This window comes from Streptomyces sp. NPDC058691 (genome assembly GCF_042714775.1).
Taxonomy (GTDB): Bacteria; Actinomycetota; Actinomycetes; order Streptomycetales; family Streptomycetaceae; genus Actinacidiphila.
In genome coordinates this window covers 19,859-38,654 of record NZ_JBHXSO010000035.1, presented here as the reverse complement: position 1 = coordinate 38,654, position 18,796 = coordinate 19,859, and the positions used below count along the sequence as shown (strand labels likewise).

The following is an 18,796-nucleotide window of genomic DNA, read 5'->3' as shown; positions in this document are numbered from 1 at the left end:
ATTTCCCGCGGCCGTTCGGGCCCGGGTCCGCACCTGGGCGCGGTGTCACTCCGTCCCCGGCCGGGGCCGGGGCAGTGACGGGGGGTCGGCCGGGTCCGAGTCGGCGTCCAGGGCGGCGTCTTGGGCGGCCTCCGGGGCGTAGGGCCGGAACGGGTCCAGGGCCGGGAGGTCGGGGACCAGATGGGCGTGGGCACGGCAGACCGCGGCGGTCTCGGCGATCGACACCAGCGGGGTACGGATGTGGGACCAGCCGCCGGAGGCGTCTCCCGCCACCGCGAGGCCGGCCCGGTCCGGGGCGATCGACGTCGCGGCCTTCATCGCCTCGGGCGCGATGTCGGCCAGGCCGATCTCCGCGGTCTGCTTGTTGACCCGGTGCACCACCCGGCCCGTGAGCTGGGCGCGGAGCATGCCCGCGCCCTTGCCGAGCTCAGGCCCGAACCGCTGCCCGCAGATCTCCAGGTAGATGCCGACCGGGCGGGCCCGTTGCGCGAGCCGGATCAGGTTCGCCACCATGCGGTCCCGGGTTTCCTCGTCGCTCGTCGTGGCGTTCGGGAACAGCTCGGCGACGTCGTCCACGAGCACCACGATCGGGAACGGCCGCACATACGCGGGAAGCCCCCAGATGTCCGCCGCGACCTCCTCCTCGGGCTCCTCGAGCGCCGCGCCCTGGTGGCTCTTGAGCAGGTCGAAGCGGTCCTCCATCTCCCCCACCAGCGCGTCCAGCAGCTTCGCCGCCTGCTCGCGGTCGGTGGCCAGGGCCGACAGACGGGAGGCGTACGGGGCCTGTTCCACGCCGCTCTTGCAGTCGATGCCGACCAGGGCCACCGGAAGCCTGGCCAGGTTGATGATCAGGTTGCGCTGGTACATCGTCTTGCCCGACTGGTTCGCGCCCAGGGTGAGCGTGTGCGGGATCTGCCGGTAGTCGCGCACGAAGGTCGTCCCGTCCTCGCGCAGCGCGACCGGGACCAGCATCGGGCCGGACGGGAGACGGCGGGGCATGCGCACGTCGCGGAGCACGTCGTAGCCGGTCATGCGCAGTTCCACCACGCCCGGCTTGATCTGGACCACGCTCAGCGCGTGCACGCCCCAGGCGTGCCGGAGCCGGCCGGCGGCGGCGGCCACATCGGCCGGTTCGAGCCCCGCCGGAAGCCGCAGCCGCACCCGCATCCCGATGAGCGAGCCGCTGACCCTGCGGATCTTCGGCGGCACCGGCTGGGCCTCCCGGCGGCCCGTGATCCACACCGCGAACGCCCGCAGCCGGGACGGGGGCAGCGCCAGCCCGCAGGCGACCATCGTGGAGCCGTAGGTGGCCAGGAACCGGCCCCAGGTCAGCGGCAGTCCGACCAGCAGCCAGAACGCCACCGGGTACCGGCGCCGCGCGTAGTCCAGGCCACCGGCCAGTGTCAGCACCAGGCCCAGGAGCACGACGACCCTCATGGTGATCAGCCCCTGCCATTCGACGCGGCGGCTCGAACCGGTGCGGTGACCGCCACGGCGCAGATCGGGATCCCGTGCCGGGTACGGCCGTTGACCGCATCCTCGCAGCTCGGGGCCTTCGGGCCGGGATCCGACACAGATGGGCGCCGGACGCAGCCCGGATCGGTGACGCCGCTACTGCGGATGGACGCTGACGGCCCGTCGGGGGCCGGGGCTTGGGCGTACGGACGTATGAACGGACGGACGCGTGGACGCACGAACACGCGGACGCGCCGACGGCGGGGCTCCCCCCGGTGCCCCGCCGCCGCGTTCCGCGTGCCGTCGTGCCGCGCTCCTCCGGCCAGGTCAGCCGTAGAGCTTGGCGACGGCCCTCTTGGTGGTCTTCTTGAAGGCCTTGACCGGGGCCTGCTTGAGCGTGCCCATCTGGCTCCACTTCACGACGGTCACGGTCCGGCCGTCGCGGCCGATGCCGTAGAGCGCGACGCCGTGCTCGGAGTCGGGGTGCGCGGTGTGCACGCCGTAGACGTGGGCACCGTTCTCGACGCCGATCGAGCCGTAGTCCTTCCAGTCGGCCTCGCCTTTCGGGTTCTGGCGCTCGAAGCGGGCGGCGCAGCCGCGGACGGACGCCCGGAGCCGGGTGGCCAGGTCGCGGGCGGCAACGGAGTTCTTCGCCTTGAAGGTGAGCTGGACGGCGCCGGTGTCGTACTCGGTGCCGAACTCCCGGTACGCGGCGCCGCGGGACGGCAGTCCGCGCTCCAGGCAGAAGACCGGGTAGTCGGGCAGGCCCTGGGTGACCCGGCCCGCGTACCAGGGTGAACTGGGGTGCGGCGGAAGCTCCTTGGCCGCCAGGAACTTCGGTGCGGCGGCGGGTGCGGTGGCCTCCGCCTCGGCGGCCCCGAGGCCCAGCAGGGCGGTCGCGGCGACGGCCGTCACGACGGCCCGGCGGGTCAGTGTGCGCTGGTACATGGTGCGTCCCCGTTGTCTGTGGTCGTTGTCTTCGGTCGTGGTGAGGCCGGCGCCGGGGCCCCGGCGTCGATGTGCACCAGCCTGCGCGGGACGGTCGCGGCAGGGCAACGGATGCGGCGTCATCCGGGACGCCGGAACGGTTCCGCGTACCCTGGCCTGGGGAGAAGGGAGCGCCCTGGAACGGGTGCCGGGAACGCGGGACGACGGCAGGGGCACGGGGATGGCCGGTACGGCGGCGGGCAGCGGGCAGTTCGCGGAGAAACTGTGTGCCCTCAAGGAGCGCTCGGGACTGAGCTACGGGCAGTTGGCGAACCGGCTGCATGTCAGCACGTCCACTCTGCACCGCTATTGCCACGGGGACGCCGTGCCGGCGGACTACGCGGTCGTGGAACGCCTGGCCCGGCTGTGCGGCGCGGGCCCGGAGGAACTGGTCGAGCTGCACCGCCGGTGGGTGCTGGCGGATGCGGCGCGGCGGGCCGGCAACCGGGGTGGCGGCACGGAGCCGGCGGCCGCCGAAGTGCGCGAAGCGCCCGGGGAGGTCTCAGGGGCAACGGAGGCAGCGGAGGCCGTTCCGGAACCCGTGGTGGAAGGCCCGCCGCCCGTCACCGGGGCGACGGCGCGGCGCGGTTCCTGGCGCGGGCGGTTGTCCCGCCCGGCGCTCGCGATTCCCGTGGCGGCGCTCGTCCTCACGGGAGCGGCGCTGGCGATGACCGATGCGACCGGCGACGGCGGTGCCAAGGCGGCCCGCATCGCGCCTTCGGCGACCGGCGGCACCGGCAGTGCCTCCGCCCCCGCCGCCACGCCCGAGGAGCAGCGGAGCGGCAGCCCGACGGCACGGCCCTCCACGTCGGGCACCCCGGCGGCGCCGTCGGTGTCCCCGTCGTCCGGCGGGCCCTCGCGCTCTCCTTCGGGCAAGGGATCGGGAACGGGTTCCACCCCGGCCGCAGCGGCCAAACCGCTGACGTGGAGCGTCCGGTCGCATGTGTGGGAGAACGGCTGCGACCACCGCTATCTGATCGACCGTCCGTCCTCCGACGTCCCGCCGCCGCCCGTCGCGCAGGACGCCCCTGCCTGGGCGACCGCTCTCGACGCCGTGCACGGCGGCACCACGATCGTCGAGGCCACCGTGCGCGGCCGCACGACGGCCCCGGTGGTCGTGCAGGCGCTGCATGTGCGGGTGGTGGAGCGCCGCGGCCCGTTGCGCTGGTCCTCGTACGCGATGGACAACGGGTGCGGAGGGGCACTCACTCCCGCCACGTACGCGGTCGACCTCGACGTCCCACGCCCCCTCGCCCGTCCCCGGGACGGCTTCGACGGCGAGAACACCGTCCCGGCGGTCCGCCTGCCGTACCAGGTGACCGACAAGGACCCGCTGGTGCTGCGGGTCGACGCCCGTACGCAGGGCTGCGACTGCGACTGGTACCTGGAGGCCGACTGGACCTCCGGCGGGCACAAGGGCACCCTCCGCATCACCGACGGCGGACGGCCGTTCCGCACCAGCGGCGTCAAGGGCCGCCCGGAATACGGCTACTGGCCCGCCACCGGCTGGACCCGGAACTAGGCCGGCTGCCGGACCCCGGGCCCGCTGTTCCGGTCACCGCGCGGTGCGGTGGGACGGCGGGGCGTCAGGAGCCGAACGGCAGGAGAAGGCCCTTGTTCATGGTGAGCAGCACGACCAGCACCATCAGATCGGCCGCGCCGAGGACGAGGCCGAGGATGGCCCGCACGGGACGCCGGGTGCCGCGCACCAGGGCGACACCGCCGAGCACGAGGGCGAACGGGCCGAGCACGATGTTGAAGGCGAGCAGGCCGACCAGTCCGAGGATGAACGAGGCGACGGCCATGCCGTCGGCGCCGTCCGAGCCGTCCTTGGAGCGGGCGTCGCGCTCACGCGCGGGTATGTAGGAGTCCATGGGTCGAATCCCCCCTGGGAGACGTGGAATCAGCGGTGGCGGTGGTGTCCGAGGCGCTCGCGGACCGAGAAGACGAGAAGCCAGGCGGCGATCACGCCCGCGGCGACGAGGAAGACGGGGAACGAGGTGCAGGAGACGGTGCCCAGGAGGATCCCCATGGCGACCAGGGCTACGAGGAACGTCATGAGGCGCTGCCTTTCTCGAACTACCGCTCTCGACGACTGCGATGGCCGAGGCGGAGCGTGGCACGGGCGGAGCGGAGCAGAGACGCTTGAGTGAACACTTGGAATAACAGTTGTTCACTGAGTCCGTAGTCTAGTGTCGCCAAACTCGGCGAACAGCTGTTTACTGGATGACATGAGTCACACCCTCGGGGTCCGCGAGGCCCAGAAGCAGCAGACCCGGCAGGCCCTTCTGGACGCGGGCCTGCGGCTGCTGGAGAACCAGAGCCTGAGCAGCCTGGGACTGCGCGCCGTCACGCGCGAAGTGGGCGTCGCGCCCGCGGGCTTCTACCGCCACTTCCGGGACATGAGCGATCTCGGGGTGGCCCTGGTCGGCGAGTCGCTGAGCAGTCTGCACACGATGATCCAGGCGATCATGGCCGAACAGGACGACGCAGAAGAGGTCATCGCCCGCACCGTGCGCCTGATCACCCTCCATGTGCGCGCACACCGGCCGCACATCCGGTTCATCGCGCGCGAGCGCCACGGCGGCGTCACCGCGGTACGCGAGGCCATAGCCGCCGAGATGGACCAGTTCGCCGAGGAGGTGGCCACCGCCCTTGCCTCACAGCCCATTTCGGCGGGCTGGCGCGGCGAGGACGTGCGCATGCTGGCCGAACTCTATGTGGACCGCATGCTGATGACCGCGATCGCCTTCATGGAGGCACCTGCGGACGATCCCGCGGCCGAGGAGCGCATCGAACGCACCGCCCGCAAGGAGCTCTTCCTCATCCACCTGGGCCGCCGGCACTGGCTCGCCGCCCAGGAGGACGGCACCGCACCCCGCGACTGACGGGGCGCTCCGCGATCCGGAATGCCGATTCGCACTTGTGTGGAGCGGCCATCTAAGGTGATCGCATGGCCATCGCACTCTTTCGGCGCAATCGTTCGGCACGCAACGGTACGGAGGCGGCGGTGCTCGCACCGCCGATCGCCAGAGGCGCGGGACTGATCAGCTGCCAAGTGCTGGACCCCCTGGGCCACCCGATGAACGGCGCCGAGATCACGGTGTCCGAACTGGGCAGCGGACGCGTCCGGGTGAAGGCGACCAGCGACCCCTACGGCACATTCCTCGCGACGCTGCCGCCCGGGCAGTACACCGTGGTCGTCTCCGCGGAGAGCCTGCAGCCCTACCGCGGGACCGTGGAGATAGCCGAGGGGCTGCAATCCCCCATCGGCGCCATTCAGTTGGCCTCCTCCCCCGGGCTGGAACTGCCGCCCCCCGGCACCTGGCTGTTCGACCCGCCGCACACCGCGATCCGCTTCATCGCCAAGCACGTCGGCATGGCGCACGTCCACGGCCGCTTCGACCGCTTCGAGGGCGGCATCCGGGTCGCCGAGCGCATGGAGGACTCGCAGGTCGAGATCAGCATCGACGCCGCGAGCATCAACACCGGCAACCGCACCCGGGACAACCACCTGCGCTCGGCGGACTTCCTGGACGTCGCCGCCTACCCCTTCATCCACTTCGCCAGCGACCGCTTCCTGCGCCGCACCGGCAACAAGTGGACCGTCCAGGGCCATCTGACGATGCACGGCACCAGCCGCTCGGTCTCCCTGGACACCAACTACCTGGGCCTGGCGACCGGCGGCTACGGCGAGGAACTGCGCTGCGCAGCCCTCGCCACGGCCGAACTGCACCGTGAGGACTACACCCTCAACTGGCAGAACATGCTGGCGCGGGGCATCGCGGTGGTCGGCCCGACCATCAAGCTGGAGCTCGACATCCAGGCCATGTTCTCCGCCCACGACACCCCGACGCCGCCGGAGTAGCCGGGACCGGGCCTCAGAACGCGCTGTCGTCCGCGGGCGTGATGATCGCGAACACCGCGCCCTGCGGGTCGACGACCTGGGCGAAGCGGCCGACACCGGGCATGTCCGTCGCGGGCACCCGCGCACTGCCGCCCGCCGCCAGTGCCTTGGCCACGGTCGCGTCGACGTCGGCCGCCGTGAAGTACGGCAGCCAGTGCGAGGTGGTGCCCGCGGCGAGCTGCGCCTCCTCCAGCGGCGCGATGCCGCCGTGGCCCGCGTTGTCGTCGCCGGCGCCCGGGGAGACCACCACGTAGGTGAAGCCCGGGGCGCTCATGTCGTCGGTCTTCCAGCCGAGGACGCTGCGGTAGAAGCCGAGCGCCGCGGGCAGGTCCGTGGTGTACAGCTCCGTCCAGTACAGGCTGCCGGGCTCGTTGACGAGGTCGACGCCCTTGGTGGCGCCGGGCTGCCAGACGCAGAAGTTCGCGCCGGCCGAGTCGGCGAAGCCCGCCATGCGGCCCTTGTCGAAGACGTCCATGGCCGGGTAGCGCACGGTGCCGCCGGCCTGCTCGACCAGCTTGGCCGTCGCCTCGGCGTCCTGGGTCCGGAAGAACGGCTCCCAGGCGGCGGAGCCGGCGCTCGGGTCGCCGGGGCCGATCCCGGCGACGGTCCTGTCGCCGATCTTGAACATGCCGTAGCCGCCCGCTTCCGGTCCGGCCGAGACGTACTCCCAGCCGAACACCTCGCCGTAGTACACGGCGGCGGCCTTGCTGTCCGGCGCTCCCAGATCGAGCCAGTTGGGCGCGCCGGGGAGGAAGTCTGTGCTGAGCATGGGGTGCTCCTTCGACGGAGGGTGTTTCCCTGGTCGCACAGAGTCTTGCAGGCGCCACTGACAACGCCCCCGACCAGCGGTTTCCGCCGCGGACCGCCCCGAGTACCGCCCGCCCGGCCGTCAGGTCTGCGGAGGCTGGCTGGCGATGACGGCGAACACCGCGCCCGCCGGGTCCGCCAGGTGCGCGAAGCGGCCGACGCCCTCGGTGTGCTGCGGGGCCATGACCACGGTGCCGCCGAGCCGGTCCGCCGCGCGGACCACCGCGTCGCAGTCGGTGACCTCGAAGTACGGCAGCCAGCGCGGCACGACCCCGGCCGCCCCCATCTCGTCGGTGATCCGCACGACGGCGCCCAGGGTGGAGCCCCCGTCGGAGGTGGACAGCAACGTGTAGCCGGAGTCGCCGAAGGGAATGTCCTGCGCCTGCCAGTCGAGGACGGAACCGTAGAAGGCGATCGCGTCCGCGGGGTCCGGCACGAACAGTTCGGCCCAGCACAGGCTGCCGGGTTCGGTGACCACGTCCAGGCCCCGGGTGTCGCGCGGCTGCCAGACGGAGAACTCCGCCCCGCCGGGATCGGTGAAGCCCGCCGTCCGCCCGTTGCTGAACACGTCGAAGGGCCCGAAGCGGACCGTGCCGCCCGCCTGTTCCACGGCCTTGGCGGTGGCGTCCGCGTCGTCCGCATGGAAATACAGCGTCCAGGCCGAGGACGAGCCCTCGCCCGCTGACGGACCGAGGGCGGCCACGGTCCTCCCGTCCAGCTGGAAGAACCCGTAGCCGCCCGCTTCCGGCCCCAGGGGCCGCACGTCCCAGTCGAAGAGCCCGGTGTAGAACGCGGCCGACGCGCCGGGATGGCGGCATCCGAGGTCGAGCCAGCTCGGGGCCCCGTGGGCGTAATGAGTCGTGAGCATGACGGGCTCCTTCGCTACGGCGTGCTGCCCTGTGCCGTCTTCCCGGTTCCGCCCCTCAGTCTGGCACCGCCGTCCGGCTCTCGCCGGACGGCGTCACTTGGCCTTGGTGAACTCGTCGTACGCCGCCAGCACGTCCTCGGTCGCACCGTCCATGCGCAGCGTGCCGTGCTCCAGCCAGATGGCGCGGTTGCAGGTGTCCCGGATCGTCTTGTTGTTGTGACTGACGAGAAAAACCGTTCCGGCTTCCTCGCGCAGCGCGCGGATGCGCGCCTCGGAACGCTTGCGGAACCGGTTGTCACCGGTGGCCAGCGCCTCGTCGATCATCAGCACGTCGTGCGTCTTGGCCGCGGCGATGGAGAACCGCAGACGGGCCGCCATGCCCGAGGAGTACGTCCGCATCGGGAGGGAGATGAAATCGCCCTTCTCGTTGATGCCGGAGAACTCGACGATCTCCTCGTACCGCTCCTTGACCTCGTCCTGGGTCATGCCCATGGCCAGGCCGCCGAGCATCACGTTGCGCTCGCCGGTCAGGTCGTTCATCAGCGCGGCGTTGACGCCGAGCAGCGACGGCTGGCCCTGCGTGTAGACCTTGCCGCTCTCGGCGGGCAGCAGGCCGGCCACGGCCTTCAGCAGGGTGGACTTGCCCGAGCCGTTGGAGCCGATCAGCCCGATGGACTCGCCGCGGTACGCGGTGAAGCTGACGCCGCGCACGGCGTGCACCTCGCGCACGTTCGGGTTGGCCTTGCGCCGCAGTATCCGCGACAGCGCGTTCACGGCGGAGCCGCGCCCGGAGCCGGCGCCGTGCACCCGGTACACGATGTGCAGGTCGTCCACAATCACGGTGGGGATGCGCTCGTCAGCCACGGCCGTACTGCTCCTCTGCCTTCCAGAAGTACACGAAACCGCCGACACCCGTCAGGACGGCCCAGCCCAGTGCGACCGCCCACACGTGCGGCGGGAGCTGGTCCGCGGTGAAGCTGTCGATCAGCGCGAAGCGGATCAGGTCGATGTAGACGGCGGTCGGATTCACCTGCAGCACCAGCCGGATGGCGTCCGGAGCGTGCTCCGTGAAGCGGCTGATGCTGTACATGACACCAGAGGTGTACATCCACGTACGCAGGACGAAGGGCATCAGCTGCGCCAGGTCGGTCATCTTGCTGCCGAGCCGCGCCAGGACCATCGCGAGCCCCGCGTTGAACACGAACTGCAGCAACAGCGCGGGAATCACCAGCAGCCACGACGGGCGCGGTACCTCGCCGGTCATCAGCACGATGGCGATCAGGACCAGCATCGACATCAGCAACTGCTGCAACTGCATGATCGTCTGGGCGATCGGCAGGCTGGCGCGGGGGAAGTGCAGGGCGCGCACCAGGCCCAGGTTGCCGGCGACCGCACGGACGCCCGCCATCACCGAGGAGGAGGTGAAGTTGTAGACGAAGACACCGGTCACCAGGAACGCGATGTAGTTGTCGATGCCGCGGTCGACCTTCAGGAGGAGGCCGAAGATCAGGAAGTAGACGGCCACGTTGAGCAGCGGCGTCAGCACCTGCCACAGCTGGCCCAGCCGGGCGCGGGTGTACTGGGCCTGCACGCGGGCCGTGGCGTACGAGGTGATGAAGTGACGGCGCCCCCAAAGCTGCCGTACGTACTCACCCAGGCCGGGCCTGGCTCCGCTGACCGAGAGGCCGTACTTGGCCGCCAGCTCGCCGGGGGCAGGCGTCAGCGCGCCTGGCGGCGCGGTGGCCGCGGAGGAGGACTCGATGTCAAGGCTCACGGGGGCGGCGCTTTCTTTCGAGGGGGTTCGAGGGAGGGGGTGTGCGAGGGGGGTTTACGCTTAAGCGGAACGACACCGTACCGTCGTAACCGAGACGTTAGACCACACGAGCGCTGGAACGCAACCGTTCCGTCCCGACGTCGCGTAGGCTGCCGCACATGGCATCGGACACAGCCCCCTCTCGTCGCGCCCCTGCCGGGGCTGCCGTGCTCCGTGACGACGTCACGGAGGCCATCCGTGCCGCGGTCTTCGAGGAACTGGCGGCGGTCGGCTACGGCCGTATGTCCATCGAGGGCATCGCCCGCCGCGCCGGAGTGGGGAAGGCGGCCGTATACCGCCGCTGGCGGTCCAAGCTCCCGCTCGTCCTCGACGTCGTCTCCGCCGTCGCCGCGCTCGGTGTCCCCGCCCCCGCCACGGGCTCCCTCCTGGGCGACATCCGCATGCTGCTGGAGATCACCGCGCGGGCGCTGCGGCACCCCGTCGCCTCCCAGATCGTCCCCGACCTGCTCGCGGAGGCCTCCCGCAACCCCGAGATCGCCGCGGCCCTCCAGGCCGCGCTCCGGGACACCCAGCGGGGCATCGCCTCCGTCATCATCGACAGCGCGATCGCCCGCGGCGAGTTGCCGCAGGACACCGACGCCGACCTCGCCCTCGACCTCATCGCGGGTCCCCTTTACTGGCGTCTCGCCGTCCTGCGCGCGCCGCTCTCCCCCCGCTACCTCGACCGCCTCTCCGCCGCCACGGCGGCGGCTCTCGCCGCGACGGCCGGCTGAGCGACGGGGCGGGCCCGGCGGCCCGGCGTGACAAGTCCCACACCGGCCGGCGTCCCCGGCGATGTGATCATGCACACACCCTTCCCGGCGCGAATCAGCCGCGGGGGATGGCGAACTCGTCGAGGTGGGCCTGGTCGGGGGTGAGTGCGGACCACGGGGCGGGAGAGGTCAGGACCGCGACCGCGGAGGTGGGGAACTTGTCGGCGGCGCGGAGCAGGGCGTCCGAGGCGGCACCGCCCGCGAGCCGCAGGGCGAGGTCCTGGACGCCGGGGTTGTGGCCGACCAGCAGGACGGTGCGGACGCTCTCGGGCGTCTCGCGCAGGACGTCGAGCATGGCGCGGGCGGTGGCGGCGTAGAGGCGCTCGTCGTACGCGACCGGCGGATCCGCGCGGGTGGCGAGGGCGTCGGCGGCCAGCTCCCAGGTCTCCCGGGTGCGCACGGCGGTGGAGCAGACGACCAGGTCCGGGACGTGCTTGTTCTCGCGCAGCCAGCGCCCGGCCGCCGGCGCGTCACGGCGGCCGCGGGCGCCGAGCGGGCGGTCGTGGTCGGGTACGTCCGGGGGCCACGCGGACTTGGCGTGCCGGAGCAGGATGAGATGCCTGGTCACGGCCGCACCCCGCCGACCTCGCGGGTGAGCTCCAGGCCCAGGACGCGGTCCACGTGCGCGAAGGTCTCGAATCGCGAGCCGGGCGGCAGTTCCGCCTGGGCCGCGACGACGTCGAGGGCGTCGAGCACGGCCGGGGTGTCGAGGTCGGACGACAGCGCCGCCCGTATCCGCTCGACGTGCGGCGCGCACATCGGTTTGGAGGGCTCCTCCGCCCACAGGGCGACGGCCCGGCGCCAGCGGGCGAGCCGCGCGGCGGCGGCCTCGAGCGTGGCCGGCGTGAGTTCCACCGGCACGCGGCGGTCCAGGCCGAGCAGTGCGAGCCGGAGTTCCAGTCCCGCGGCCGCCTGCCCGGTGACGGGGCCGACGTCCATACGCACGCCCTCCCCCTCGTCGCCGGGGTCGTCCGCGCCACCGGCGGCGACGACCCGCACCGCCACCCGGCCCGCCAGGGCTTCCTGGGCCTCGGCCACGCTCGCCGCCCGGATCGCCGCGGGGGCGGCTCCGAGCGCGGCGGAGGCGCCGGAGGCGCCGGCTGCATCGACTACGGCGAGCAGCACCTGGCCTCCTGTGGTCTCGACCGTGCGCGCGAGCGCGTCGGCCGTCACGATCACCCGCGCGGCCTGCGGACCGCCCCCGGGGGGCAGGCAGGCCACGACTCTCAGCGGTGCCCGGCGTCCCGGTTCCAGTTCCACCGTTCCGCCCGTCCGGCCGTCCTCGATGCGCAACACGCCTCTGAATCTACGCCGTACGCGGGCGGGGTGCGCTGCGCTTGCGGCGGGGGCGCTCAGGGGCTGCGCCCTGCGGTCCTTGGGGGCGTGCCCGGTGCGTCGGGCGTCGCAACGGGCCGCTGCCGCGGGGGCGTTCGCGGCATTGCGCTTGCGGTCCGGGTAGGTTTTTTCCCCGCCGACCCTCCCTCCCCCAACCTTCGGCCGGGGGTGCCCCCAGCCCTGTGAAGTCAGTGACCCCGGCGCGCGTTGCGGGGTGGGCCGGGTTCGGGGCCTCCGGGGCTGGCCATTCTGGACAGCACATTTACGTGCGTTTCCAGCACCTGCTCATCCCATCCCTGCCCGGATACCGCACACAAATATGCTCCACAGTCCAGAACACCCACCCCTACGACCCCGCCCCCTCCGGTTTCGTCATGCGCCTGATCCCCGGTGGGGGGTAGGGAGGCGGCCGTGGCGCGGGCCCCCGTTGGCGCAGCGCGGGCCGGGTAGGGGAAAAGATCAGCCGTCGAGCGTGCTGACGCGCCAGGCCACCATCCCAGCGGAGCCGGCCATTCCAGTGGCGTCGATCTCAACGGTCCCCGGCGCGTTCTTGATGCGTCGGGTGAAAGGAACGCCGTCACAAGGCAGGGTCTGACGGATCGGGGGTTTCACACCCGCAGAGAGGTCGACCTTCCCCTTCCCGGCGCAGACGACCACCAAGGAATACGACTTACCGGGCGACAGTGTCGAATAGGTGTGGATTCCGTCGCTGACACGCTCACTACCGGATTCGACGAAAGAATCGTCGAGTTGAGCGATCCCTGTCCCGAGGACCTCTGCCAGTTGCTTGCTGTATCGCTCTTCATCAAGAGTCGATCCGGCCGCCGAGCTCTTCTGCTTCGGCTTGCTCGCAGGCGGTTCGCCCGCCACTCCGGAATCACTGGTACATCCGGCAAGCAGCCCCACGGACAGCACAAAAGCGCCGAGTCCGAGCCCGCGCAGCACCGATGTCATCACCACGTGAAGGTCCCCCCGTCTTCCAACGCCCGTTCAGGCGCTGTCAGGTGGAACCTACGTACCCCTCGGAGCGGTTGCCCAAGGTTCGCCATTCCTCTGAGCTAAATCTGAGTTCCGGGGTCTGCCCGGCCCGCGCTGCGCCAATGGGGGCCCGCGCCACGGCCGCCTCCATACCCCCACTGGGGATCAGGCGCATGACGAAACGGAGGGGGCGGGGGTGGAGGGGTGGGCGTTCTGGACTGTGGAGCATATTTGGGTGCACAACCCGGAGTAACCAACGCAGAGTGCCCGAGGCACCAAAATGTGCTGTCCAGAATGGCCAGCCCCGGAGGCCCCGACCCCGGCACCCCACCGAAACGCGCGCCGGGGTGCGTGACTTCACAGAGCACACGGGCGGGCGGGCGGGGAACAAAACCTGCCCGGGTGTCAGGCCTGGTCAGGGCCCTGCGCACGGACGCGCTGAACGTGCTCCAGGGAGTCACGCAGGTCACCGAGCCACGTGTCGGCGTTGCGCTGGACCAGGCGCACGCACCACGCCAGTGCGTCGCTGCGGCTGCGGGCGACGCCGGCCGCGACGAGCGTGTCGAGCACCTGCCGCTCCGGCTGGCGCAGCCGGGTCATGACGGGGGCGGAGACCGTGGTGTACATCGCCCGGCGGCCGCCGCACTCCACGCCCCAGGAGACCTTGCGGCCGAAACGCTGCTCGGCCTCGCGGGCGACGCCGACGCGGTCGTCGCGCGTGCGCTCCCTGAACTCCGCGATGCGCCCGTCCAGGGCGGCCTCGCGCTCCACCTGTGACGCCTTCGCGTCGAGCTCGGGCTCCGGGATGCGGCCGACGACCGTGATCTCCTCGCGGTCCACGGTCACGTCCAGGAGCTCGGCGAACAGTCCCTCCGGCAGCCGCCCGGCGAGCCAGCCGCGCAGCGCCTCCATCTGCTCAGTCGTAATCATGTAATCAACATTACGCCGACTATGGCAGGGCACAAGGGGCCCGGAGCGGCGGTTCCGACGCCGTGCACCCGTCCGGGGCGCGACCTACAGTTGCGCGTATCGGATGTAACGGACCACATGTCGCGCCGCGGTCCCGCAGGACCTGCGGCGCGGGGGTGTGAGAGGAGCCGTCGGTGCGTGAGATCCTCCCGGCGCTGGGCCGCTGGTACTCCACGGGAACCCCCTTCGGCCTGGCGACGGTCGTCGACGTCAGCCGCAGCGCGCCGCGCGGCCCGGGCGCCGCGATGGCGGTCGGTCCGGGGGACGAGGTCGTGGGCAGCGTGTCCGGCGGATGCGTGGAGGGCGCGGTCTTCGAACTCGCCAAGGAGGTCGTGGAGTCCGGCGAGGCCCGGCTGCAGACCTTCGGCTACAGCGACGCGGACGCCTTCGAGGTCGGGCTGACCTGCGGCGGCGAGCTCACTCTTCTCGTCCGGCCGGTGTCCCCCGCCACCGATCCGGCCTTCGGCGAGGTCGCCGCGTCCGTGGCGGCCCACCGGTCCGTGGTGACCGCGACCGTGCTCGACGGCCCCGCCCCGCGCGGCGCCGCGCTCGCCGTGTGGCCCGACGCGGTCGCCGGCAGCCTCGGCAGCGAGGGTCTGGACGCGGCGGTCGCCGACGACGCCCGCGGCGGACTGGCCCAGGGCGTCACCGGGCTGCGGCACTACGGCCCGCACGGCGAGCGGCGCGAGGATGCCGTGACCGTCTTCCTGCAGTCCTTCGCCCCGCCGCCGCGCATGCTGGTCTTCGGCGCGATCGACTTCGCCGCCGCGGTGGCGCGGATGGGGCTCTTCCTCGGCTACCGCGTGACGGTGTGCGACGCGCGAGAGGTCTTCGCGACGCCCCGGCGGTTCCCGGAGGGGGTGGAGGTCGTGGTCGACTGGCCGCACCGCTATCTCGGCGGCACCGAGACCGACGACCGCACGGTCATCTGCGTCCTCACCCACGACCCCAAGTTCGACGTGCCGCTGCTGGAGGAGGCGCTGACGCGCCCCGCCGCGTACATCGGCGTCATGGGCAGCCGCCGCACGCACGAGGACCGTCTCAAGCGCCTGCGCGACACCTCGGTCCCCCCCGCGGCGCTCGCCCGCCTGCGCTCCCCGATCGGCCTGGACCTCGGCGCGCGCACGCCCGAGGAGGTCGCGGTGTCCGTCGGCGCCGAGATCGTCGCGCTGCGCTGGGGCGGCACCGGCATGCCGCTCTCGGCCACCGCGGGGGCCATCCACCCGCCGGCGCTCCGCCCCGCGTGAGCCCGGCGGCCGGGCTCACATGTTGATCATGTGGCCCGCGAGGCCGTGCAGCGCCTCCTGGACCGCCTCGCCGAGGGTGGGGTGGCCGTGGACGTTGCGGGCGAGTTCGGTGGCCGTCAGGTCCCATTTCTGAGCGAGCGTCAGTTCCGGGAGGAGCTCGGTGACTTCGGGCCCGACGAGGTGGCCGCCCAGGAGTTCGCCGTGGGTGGCGTCGGCGATGAGCTTGACGAAGCCGCCGGAGTCGCCGACGCCATGGGCCTTGGCGTTGGCGGAGAAGGGGAACTTGGCGACGCGGACGTCGAAGCCGCGTTCGCGGGCCTGGGCCTCGGTCCATCCGAAACTGGCGATCTGCGGCTGGCAGAAGGTCACCCGCGGGATCATCACGTAGTCCAGCGGCATGGTCTCCGCGTCGCCGATGGTCTCGGCCGCGACGATGCCCATCGCCTCGGCGGCGTGCGCGAGCATCAGCTTGGCGGTGACGTCGCCGATGGCGAAGATGTGCGGCACGTTCGTGCGGCAGTGGTCGTCGATGTCGATGGCGCCGCGCTCGGTCAGCCGGACGCCGGTCTGCTCCAGGCCGTAGCCCGAGACGCGCGGCTGGAAGCCGATGGCCTGGAGGACCTTGTCGGCCTGGAGGGTCTGCCGCTGGCCGCCCGTGGTGACCATGACCTTGACCTGGTCGCCGGAGTCGTTGATCGCCTCCACCCGCGTGGAGGTCAGCACGTCGATGCCCAGCCGCTTGTAGCGGCGGGCCAGTTCGGCCGAGACCTCCTCGTCCTCCAGCGGGACGACGCGGTCCAGGAACTCCACGAGGGTCACCTTGACCCCGAAGTTGTGCAAGACGTACGCGAATTCGACGCCGATGGCCCCCGCCCCCGCGATCAGGATGCTCCGCGGGAGCGTGTCCGACATGATCTGCTCCTCGTACGTCACGACCCGCTCGCTGAGCGACGTGCCGGGCAGCAGCCGGGTGGTGGCCCCGGTGGCGATGATGCAGTGGTCGAAGGTGACGGTCTGTGATCCTCCGTCGTTGAGGGCCACTTGGAGGGTGTGGTCGTCGGTGAAGGTGCCGTGCCCGTCGACCTTGGTGATGTCGTTCTTCTTCATCAGGTAGTGGACGCCCTTGACCCGGCCGTCCGCCACCTTGCGGCTGCGCGCGAAGGCCTCGCCGTAGTCGAAGGTGACCTCGCCGTTCACCCGGATGCCGAAGGTCTTGGCCTCCTTGGTGAAGATGTGGGCCAGTTCCGCGTTGCGCAGCAGCGCCTTGGACGGGATGCAGCCGACGTTGAGGCACACGCCGCCCCAGTAGCGCTCCTCGACGACCGCGGTCCGCAGGCCCAGCTGGGCTGCCCTGATGGCCGCGACGTACCCACCGGGGCCCGCGCCCAGGACGACGACGTCGAAGTGTGTGCTGGTCATGCGGCGACCCCTGTCTGGACCACTGACGGATGCTCGTGCAGGCCGGACTTCCCCGTCTGCAACGATCACCCGCCCGGTCGGGCCGCGCAACACGTGCGCGGTGTCCGACCCGTCACATCGGCCGCGCGCCATGGCGGGTGCGCCGGTACGCCCGCCCGCACCTCTGGCCAAAGCTGCTGAAGGGACTTACGTCCCGTCGGAGAAGGACCTTGGGACGGACCAAAGCCCGCGGTCGGCGGTGGAAGCGGCCCCTACGGTGGAGGGCTGATCCACGCATGCGGCGCATGCGTCCGAACGGCACCAGGAGGTACCCCCGTGGCACTGACGACTCGCGCGAACCGGACGCTCGGCGTTCTCGCGGTGACGATCGCCGGAGCCTCGGTGGTGGCCTGCGGCAGCCGGCACATGGCCGATACGGCGGCCGCCGCGCCGGCGACCGCGCCCACCGTGGCCACCGCCTCCGCCTCCCCGTCGGTCCCGACCTCGCCTGCCTCGTCCCCGTCTGCCTCGTCGGGCTCGACTGCCTCTCCCGCCACGCCTTCCCCCGCGCACACCGCGGCCACCCCGGCGCCCGCGCCCCCGGCGGCGTCCTCCGGCAGGACCGCCACCGCGCCCACCGCCGCGGCCCCCGCCCGGCCCACGCACCACCGCGCCGCCGCCCCGGCACGGCCGGCCACCCCGCCGGCACCGCACCGCACCGCCTCGGGCACCCCGGCCCACGCGCCCGCCGCCGGCGGCGTCGACCAGTCCATCCAGCACGGCACGGACACCGGCGGGAAGTCGGTCGCGCTGACCTTCGACGACGGCCCGGACCCGACGTGGACCCCGAAGGTCCTCCAGGTGCTCGCGGCGCACCACGCCAAGGCCACCTTCTGCGAGATAGGCCCCAACGCGGCGGCCCACCCGGACCTCGTCAAGCAGATCACCGCGGCCGGCCACCGGCTCTGCGACCACTCCGTCCACCACGACGAGGCGCAGAGCGGCAAGTCCGCCACGTACAACCGCCACGAGATCGTCGACGCGCAGGAGGACATCGCGCGCGCCGCCGGTCCCGGCGACCGGCTCTGGTACTACCGCGCCCCGGGCGGCGACTTCTCGCCCGCCATCCGCGCGATAGCCGCCGGCCACGGCCTGCGCCCGCTCGGCTGGACCGTCGACTCCGAGGACTGGCGCCGGCCCGGCGTCGACTCGATCCTCGAGAACGTGAACACCGAGCTCAAGCCCGGCGGGATCATCCTGATGCACGACGGCGGCGGCGACCGGTCGCAGACCGTCCAGGCCCTCGGGACGCTGCTCGACCGGCTCGACGCGGCCGGTTACACCTACACCTTCCCCGGGCGCTGAATCGCGCGGGCGGCCCGCCCGTCGCACCATGAGCACATGGCTACCGGGAGCTCCATCGACGCCGGAACCGTGGTCAACCTGCGGGATCTCGGCGGGATCCCGCTGGCGGGCGCGGGCCCGGACCGCAAGGTGCGGCCCGGTGTGGTGCTGCGCTCCGGCCCGCTCGACCGCTACGACGCTGGCGCCGACCCGGATGTCGCGGGCCTCGGCATCCGTACGGTGGTCGACCTGCGCACCCACGAGGAGCGGACCACCGCCCCCGACGTCCTCCCCGAGGGCGCCCGGCTGTTCGTCGCCGATGTCCTGGGCGACAGCCCCGACCTGCCGGCCGCCCGGCTGCCGGCCCTCCTCGACGACCCCGCGGGGGCGCACCGAGAGCTCGGCGGGGGCAGGGCCGAGGAGCTGATGACGCGGGCGTACGAGCGGATGGTGCGGTCGCCGCGGGCATGCTCCGCGTACTGCGTCCTGCTGGAGACCGCGGCGGACCCAGCGGCGCGGCCGGTGCTCTTCCACTGCACGGCGGGCAAGGACCGCACCGGGTGGGCGAGCACGGTCCTGCTGACGCTGCTGGGCGCGGACCCCGCGGTCGTGGAGCGGGAGTTCCTGTCCGTCAATCCCGCGGTGCGCGAGGCCTTCCGCCCGGAACTTCGGCGCTTCGCGGCGGCCGGCGGCGACCCGGAGATCGCGGAGGCCGTCGTCGAGGCGCGCCCGCGCTATCTGGAGGCGGCGCTGCGCACGGTGACCGAGGACTGGGGCGACGTGACCGGCTATGTGCGCCACGGCCTGCGACTGCCCGATGCCGCGGTGCAACGGCTCCGGGAAGGACTGGTCGATTCCGGCTCCCGAGCGTGACGATTCCGCGCACACGGGCTGCGCGGGCGCCCCGGAGACGGT

At 72.3% G+C, this 18,796-nt stretch carries 20 protein-coding genes; 7 read left to right on the top strand and 13 right to left on the bottom strand.

Features of this window, described 5'->3' with window-relative positions; genetic code table 11:
* Positions 1 to 45: 45 nt before the first annotated feature.
* Entirely contained in the window at positions 46 to 1,437 is a 1,392-nt protein-coding gene (locus ACFWVC_RS24085) for an FtsK/SpoIIIE domain-containing protein (protein WP_384289727.1), read from the bottom strand.
* Between the two features lie 345 nt (positions 1,438 to 1,782).
* Entirely contained in the window at positions 1,783 to 2,403 is a 621-nt protein-coding gene (locus tag ACFWVC_RS24080; protein ID WP_384289722.1) for a hypothetical protein, read from the bottom strand.
* A gap of 220 nt (positions 2,404 to 2,623) precedes the next feature.
* On the opposite strand from ACFWVC_RS24080, the gene ACFWVC_RS24075 reads away from it, so the two are divergent.
* Positions 2,624 to 3,964: a helix-turn-helix domain-containing protein gene (locus tag ACFWVC_RS24075; RefSeq protein WP_384289716.1), complete on the top strand. Its 1,341-nt coding sequence runs from the start codon at positions 2,624 to 2,626 to the stop codon at positions 3,962 to 3,964.
* Positions 3,965 to 4,028: 64 nt separating this feature from the next.
* On the opposite strand, the gene ACFWVC_RS24070 is transcribed toward ACFWVC_RS24075, so the two are convergent.
* Entirely contained in the window at positions 4,029 to 4,316 is a 288-nt protein-coding gene (locus ACFWVC_RS24070) for a DUF4190 domain-containing protein (protein WP_384289711.1), read from the bottom strand.
* Positions 4,317 to 4,345: 29 nt separating this feature from the next.
* Positions 4,346 to 4,501: a hypothetical protein gene (locus tag ACFWVC_RS24065; protein ID WP_384289706.1), complete on the bottom strand. Its 156-nt coding sequence runs from the start codon at positions 4,499 to 4,501 to the stop codon at positions 4,346 to 4,348.
* 172 nt (positions 4,502 to 4,673) lie between these two features.
* Here ACFWVC_RS24065 and ACFWVC_RS24060 point away from each other — a divergent pair, with 172 nt between their 5' ends.
* Positions 4,674 to 5,330 carry a TetR family transcriptional regulator gene (locus tag ACFWVC_RS24060; protein ID WP_384289698.1) on the top strand — a complete coding sequence of 219 codons (657 nt, stop codon included), beginning with the start codon at positions 4,674 to 4,676 and terminating at the stop codon, positions 5,328 to 5,330.
* Between the two features lie 65 nt (positions 5,331 to 5,395).
* Positions 5,396 to 6,310 (top strand): YceI family protein, encoded by a 915-nt coding sequence (locus ACFWVC_RS24055; RefSeq protein WP_384289693.1) that lies wholly within the window; start codon positions 5,396 to 5,398, stop codon positions 6,308 to 6,310.
* A gap of 13 nt (positions 6,311 to 6,323) precedes the next feature.
* Here ACFWVC_RS24055 and ACFWVC_RS24050 read toward each other — a convergent pair whose 3' ends face one another.
* The 4 genes from ACFWVC_RS24050 to ACFWVC_RS24035 all read right to left on the bottom strand — a co-directional run bounded on the left by ACFWVC_RS24050 (position 6,324) and on the right by ACFWVC_RS24035 (position 9,798).
* Positions 6,324 to 7,118, bottom strand: coding sequence for a VOC family protein (locus tag ACFWVC_RS24050; protein WP_384289686.1), 795 nt, complete (start codon positions 7,116 to 7,118; stop codon positions 6,324 to 6,326).
* A gap of 120 nt (positions 7,119 to 7,238) precedes the next feature.
* Positions 7,239 to 8,024, bottom strand: a complete 786-nt coding sequence (locus ACFWVC_RS24045; protein ID WP_384289683.1) for a VOC family protein — start codon at positions 8,022 to 8,024, stop codon at positions 7,239 to 7,241.
* Positions 8,025 to 8,117: 93 nt separating this feature from the next.
* On the bottom strand, positions 8,118 to 8,888 hold the full coding sequence (locus ACFWVC_RS24040) for an ABC transporter ATP-binding protein (protein ID WP_384289681.1): 771 nt from the start codon (positions 8,886 to 8,888) through the stop codon (positions 8,118 to 8,120).
* Positions 8,881 to 9,798, bottom strand: coding sequence for an ABC transporter permease (locus ACFWVC_RS24035; RefSeq protein WP_384289678.1), 918 nt, complete (start codon positions 9,796 to 9,798; stop codon positions 8,881 to 8,883). The genes ACFWVC_RS24040 and ACFWVC_RS24035 overlap by 8 nt, the downstream gene beginning before the upstream one ends.
* 158 nt (positions 9,799 to 9,956) lie before the next feature.
* Between ACFWVC_RS24035 and ACFWVC_RS24030 the strand changes: the two genes are divergently transcribed.
* Positions 9,957 to 10,571, top strand: coding sequence for a TetR/AcrR family transcriptional regulator (locus tag ACFWVC_RS24030; protein WP_384289676.1), 615 nt, complete (start codon positions 9,957 to 9,959; stop codon positions 10,569 to 10,571).
* Positions 10,572 to 10,665: 94 nt separating this feature from the next.
* Here the strand turns inward: ACFWVC_RS24030 and ACFWVC_RS24025 are convergent, their stop codons facing one another.
* The 4 genes from ACFWVC_RS24025 to ACFWVC_RS24010 form a co-directional block, all read right to left on the bottom strand.
* Entirely contained in the window at positions 10,666 to 11,178 is a 513-nt protein-coding gene (locus tag ACFWVC_RS24025) for a SixA phosphatase family protein (protein WP_384289673.1), read from the bottom strand.
* Complete coding sequence (locus ACFWVC_RS24020; protein WP_384289671.1) at positions 11,175 to 11,906, bottom strand: hypothetical protein; 732 nt, start codon at positions 11,904 to 11,906, stop codon at positions 11,175 to 11,177. Before ACFWVC_RS24020 ends, ACFWVC_RS24025 begins: the two co-directional genes overlap by 4 nt.
* Positions 11,907 to 12,404: 498 nt before the next feature.
* Entirely contained in the window at positions 12,405 to 12,905 is a 501-nt protein-coding gene (locus ACFWVC_RS24015) for a hypothetical protein (protein ID WP_384289668.1), read from the bottom strand.
* Positions 12,906 to 13,328: 423 nt separating this feature from the next.
* On the bottom strand, positions 13,329 to 13,853 hold the full coding sequence (locus tag ACFWVC_RS24010; RefSeq protein WP_384289663.1) for a hypothetical protein: 525 nt from the start codon (positions 13,851 to 13,853) through the stop codon (positions 13,329 to 13,331).
* 173 nt (positions 13,854 to 14,026) lie between these two features.
* Between ACFWVC_RS24010 and ACFWVC_RS24005 the strand changes: the two genes are divergently transcribed.
* The gene (locus tag ACFWVC_RS24005) at positions 14,027 to 15,139 is read left to right on the top strand and encodes an XdhC family protein (protein WP_384289659.1); all 1,113 of its coding nucleotides are present in this window, start codon (positions 14,027 to 14,029) and stop codon (positions 15,137 to 15,139) included.
* Positions 15,140 to 15,154: 15 nt separating this feature from the next.
* Here ACFWVC_RS24005 and lpdA read toward each other — a convergent pair whose 3' ends face one another.
* A complete protein-coding gene (gene lpdA / locus ACFWVC_RS24000) occupies positions 15,155 to 16,558 on the bottom strand; it encodes a dihydrolipoyl dehydrogenase (RefSeq protein WP_384289653.1) in 1,404 nt (467 codons plus the stop codon).
* A 315-nt stretch (positions 16,559 to 16,873) separates the two neighbouring features.
* On the opposite strand from lpdA, the gene ACFWVC_RS23995 reads away from it, so the two are divergent.
* Positions 16,874 to 17,902 (top strand): polysaccharide deacetylase family protein, encoded by a 1,029-nt coding sequence (locus ACFWVC_RS23995; protein WP_384289649.1) that lies wholly within the window; start codon positions 16,874 to 16,876, stop codon positions 17,900 to 17,902.
* A gap of 36 nt (positions 17,903 to 17,938) precedes the next feature.
* Positions 17,939 to 18,754, top strand: a complete 816-nt coding sequence (locus ACFWVC_RS23990; RefSeq protein WP_384289645.1) for a tyrosine-protein phosphatase — start codon at positions 17,939 to 17,941, stop codon at positions 18,752 to 18,754.
* Positions 18,755 to 18,796: the final 42 nt, after the last annotated feature.

Excerpts from the sequence above, each read along its gene's own strand:
- ACFWVC_RS24085 (WP_384289727.1), bottom strand. The coding sequence starts at position 1,437 with ATGAGGGTCGTCGTGCTCCTGGGCCTGGTGCTGACACTGGCCGGTGGC.
- ACFWVC_RS24080 (WP_384289722.1), bottom strand. The coding sequence starts at position 2,403 with ATGTACCAGCGCACACTGACCCGCCGGGCCGTCGTGACGGCCGTCGCC.
- ACFWVC_RS24075 (WP_384289716.1), top strand. The coding sequence starts at position 2,624 with ATGGCCGGTACGGCGGCGGGCAGCGGGCAGTTCGCGGAGAAACTGTGT.
- ACFWVC_RS24070 (WP_384289711.1), bottom strand. The coding sequence starts at position 4,316 with ATGGACTCCTACATACCCGCGCGTGAGCGCGACGCCCGCTCCAAGGAC.
- ACFWVC_RS24065 (WP_384289706.1), bottom strand. The coding sequence starts at position 4,501 with ATGACGTTCCTCGTAGCCCTGGTCGCCATGGGGATCCTCCTGGGCACC.
- ACFWVC_RS24060 (WP_384289698.1), top strand. The coding sequence starts at position 4,674 with ATGAGTCACACCCTCGGGGTCCGCGAGGCCCAGAAGCAGCAGACCCGG.
- ACFWVC_RS24055 (WP_384289693.1), top strand. The coding sequence starts at position 5,396 with ATGGCCATCGCACTCTTTCGGCGCAATCGTTCGGCACGCAACGGTACG.
- ACFWVC_RS24050 (WP_384289686.1), bottom strand. The coding sequence starts at position 7,118 with ATGCTCAGCACAGACTTCCTCCCCGGCGCGCCCAACTGGCTCGATCTG.
- ACFWVC_RS24045 (WP_384289683.1), bottom strand. The coding sequence starts at position 8,024 with ATGCTCACGACTCATTACGCCCACGGGGCCCCGAGCTGGCTCGACCTC.
- ACFWVC_RS24030 (WP_384289676.1), top strand. The coding sequence starts at position 9,957 with ATGGCATCGGACACAGCCCCCTCTCGTCGCGCCCCTGCCGGGGCTGCC.
- ACFWVC_RS24010 (WP_384289663.1), bottom strand. The coding sequence starts at position 13,853 with ATGATTACGACTGAGCAGATGGAGGCGCTGCGCGGCTGGCTCGCCGGG.
- lpdA (WP_384289653.1), bottom strand. The coding sequence starts at position 16,558 with ATGACCAGCACACACTTCGACGTCGTCGTCCTGGGCGCGGGCCCCGGT.
- ACFWVC_RS23990 (WP_384289645.1), top strand. The coding sequence starts at position 17,939 with ATGGCTACCGGGAGCTCCATCGACGCCGGAACCGTGGTCAACCTGCGG.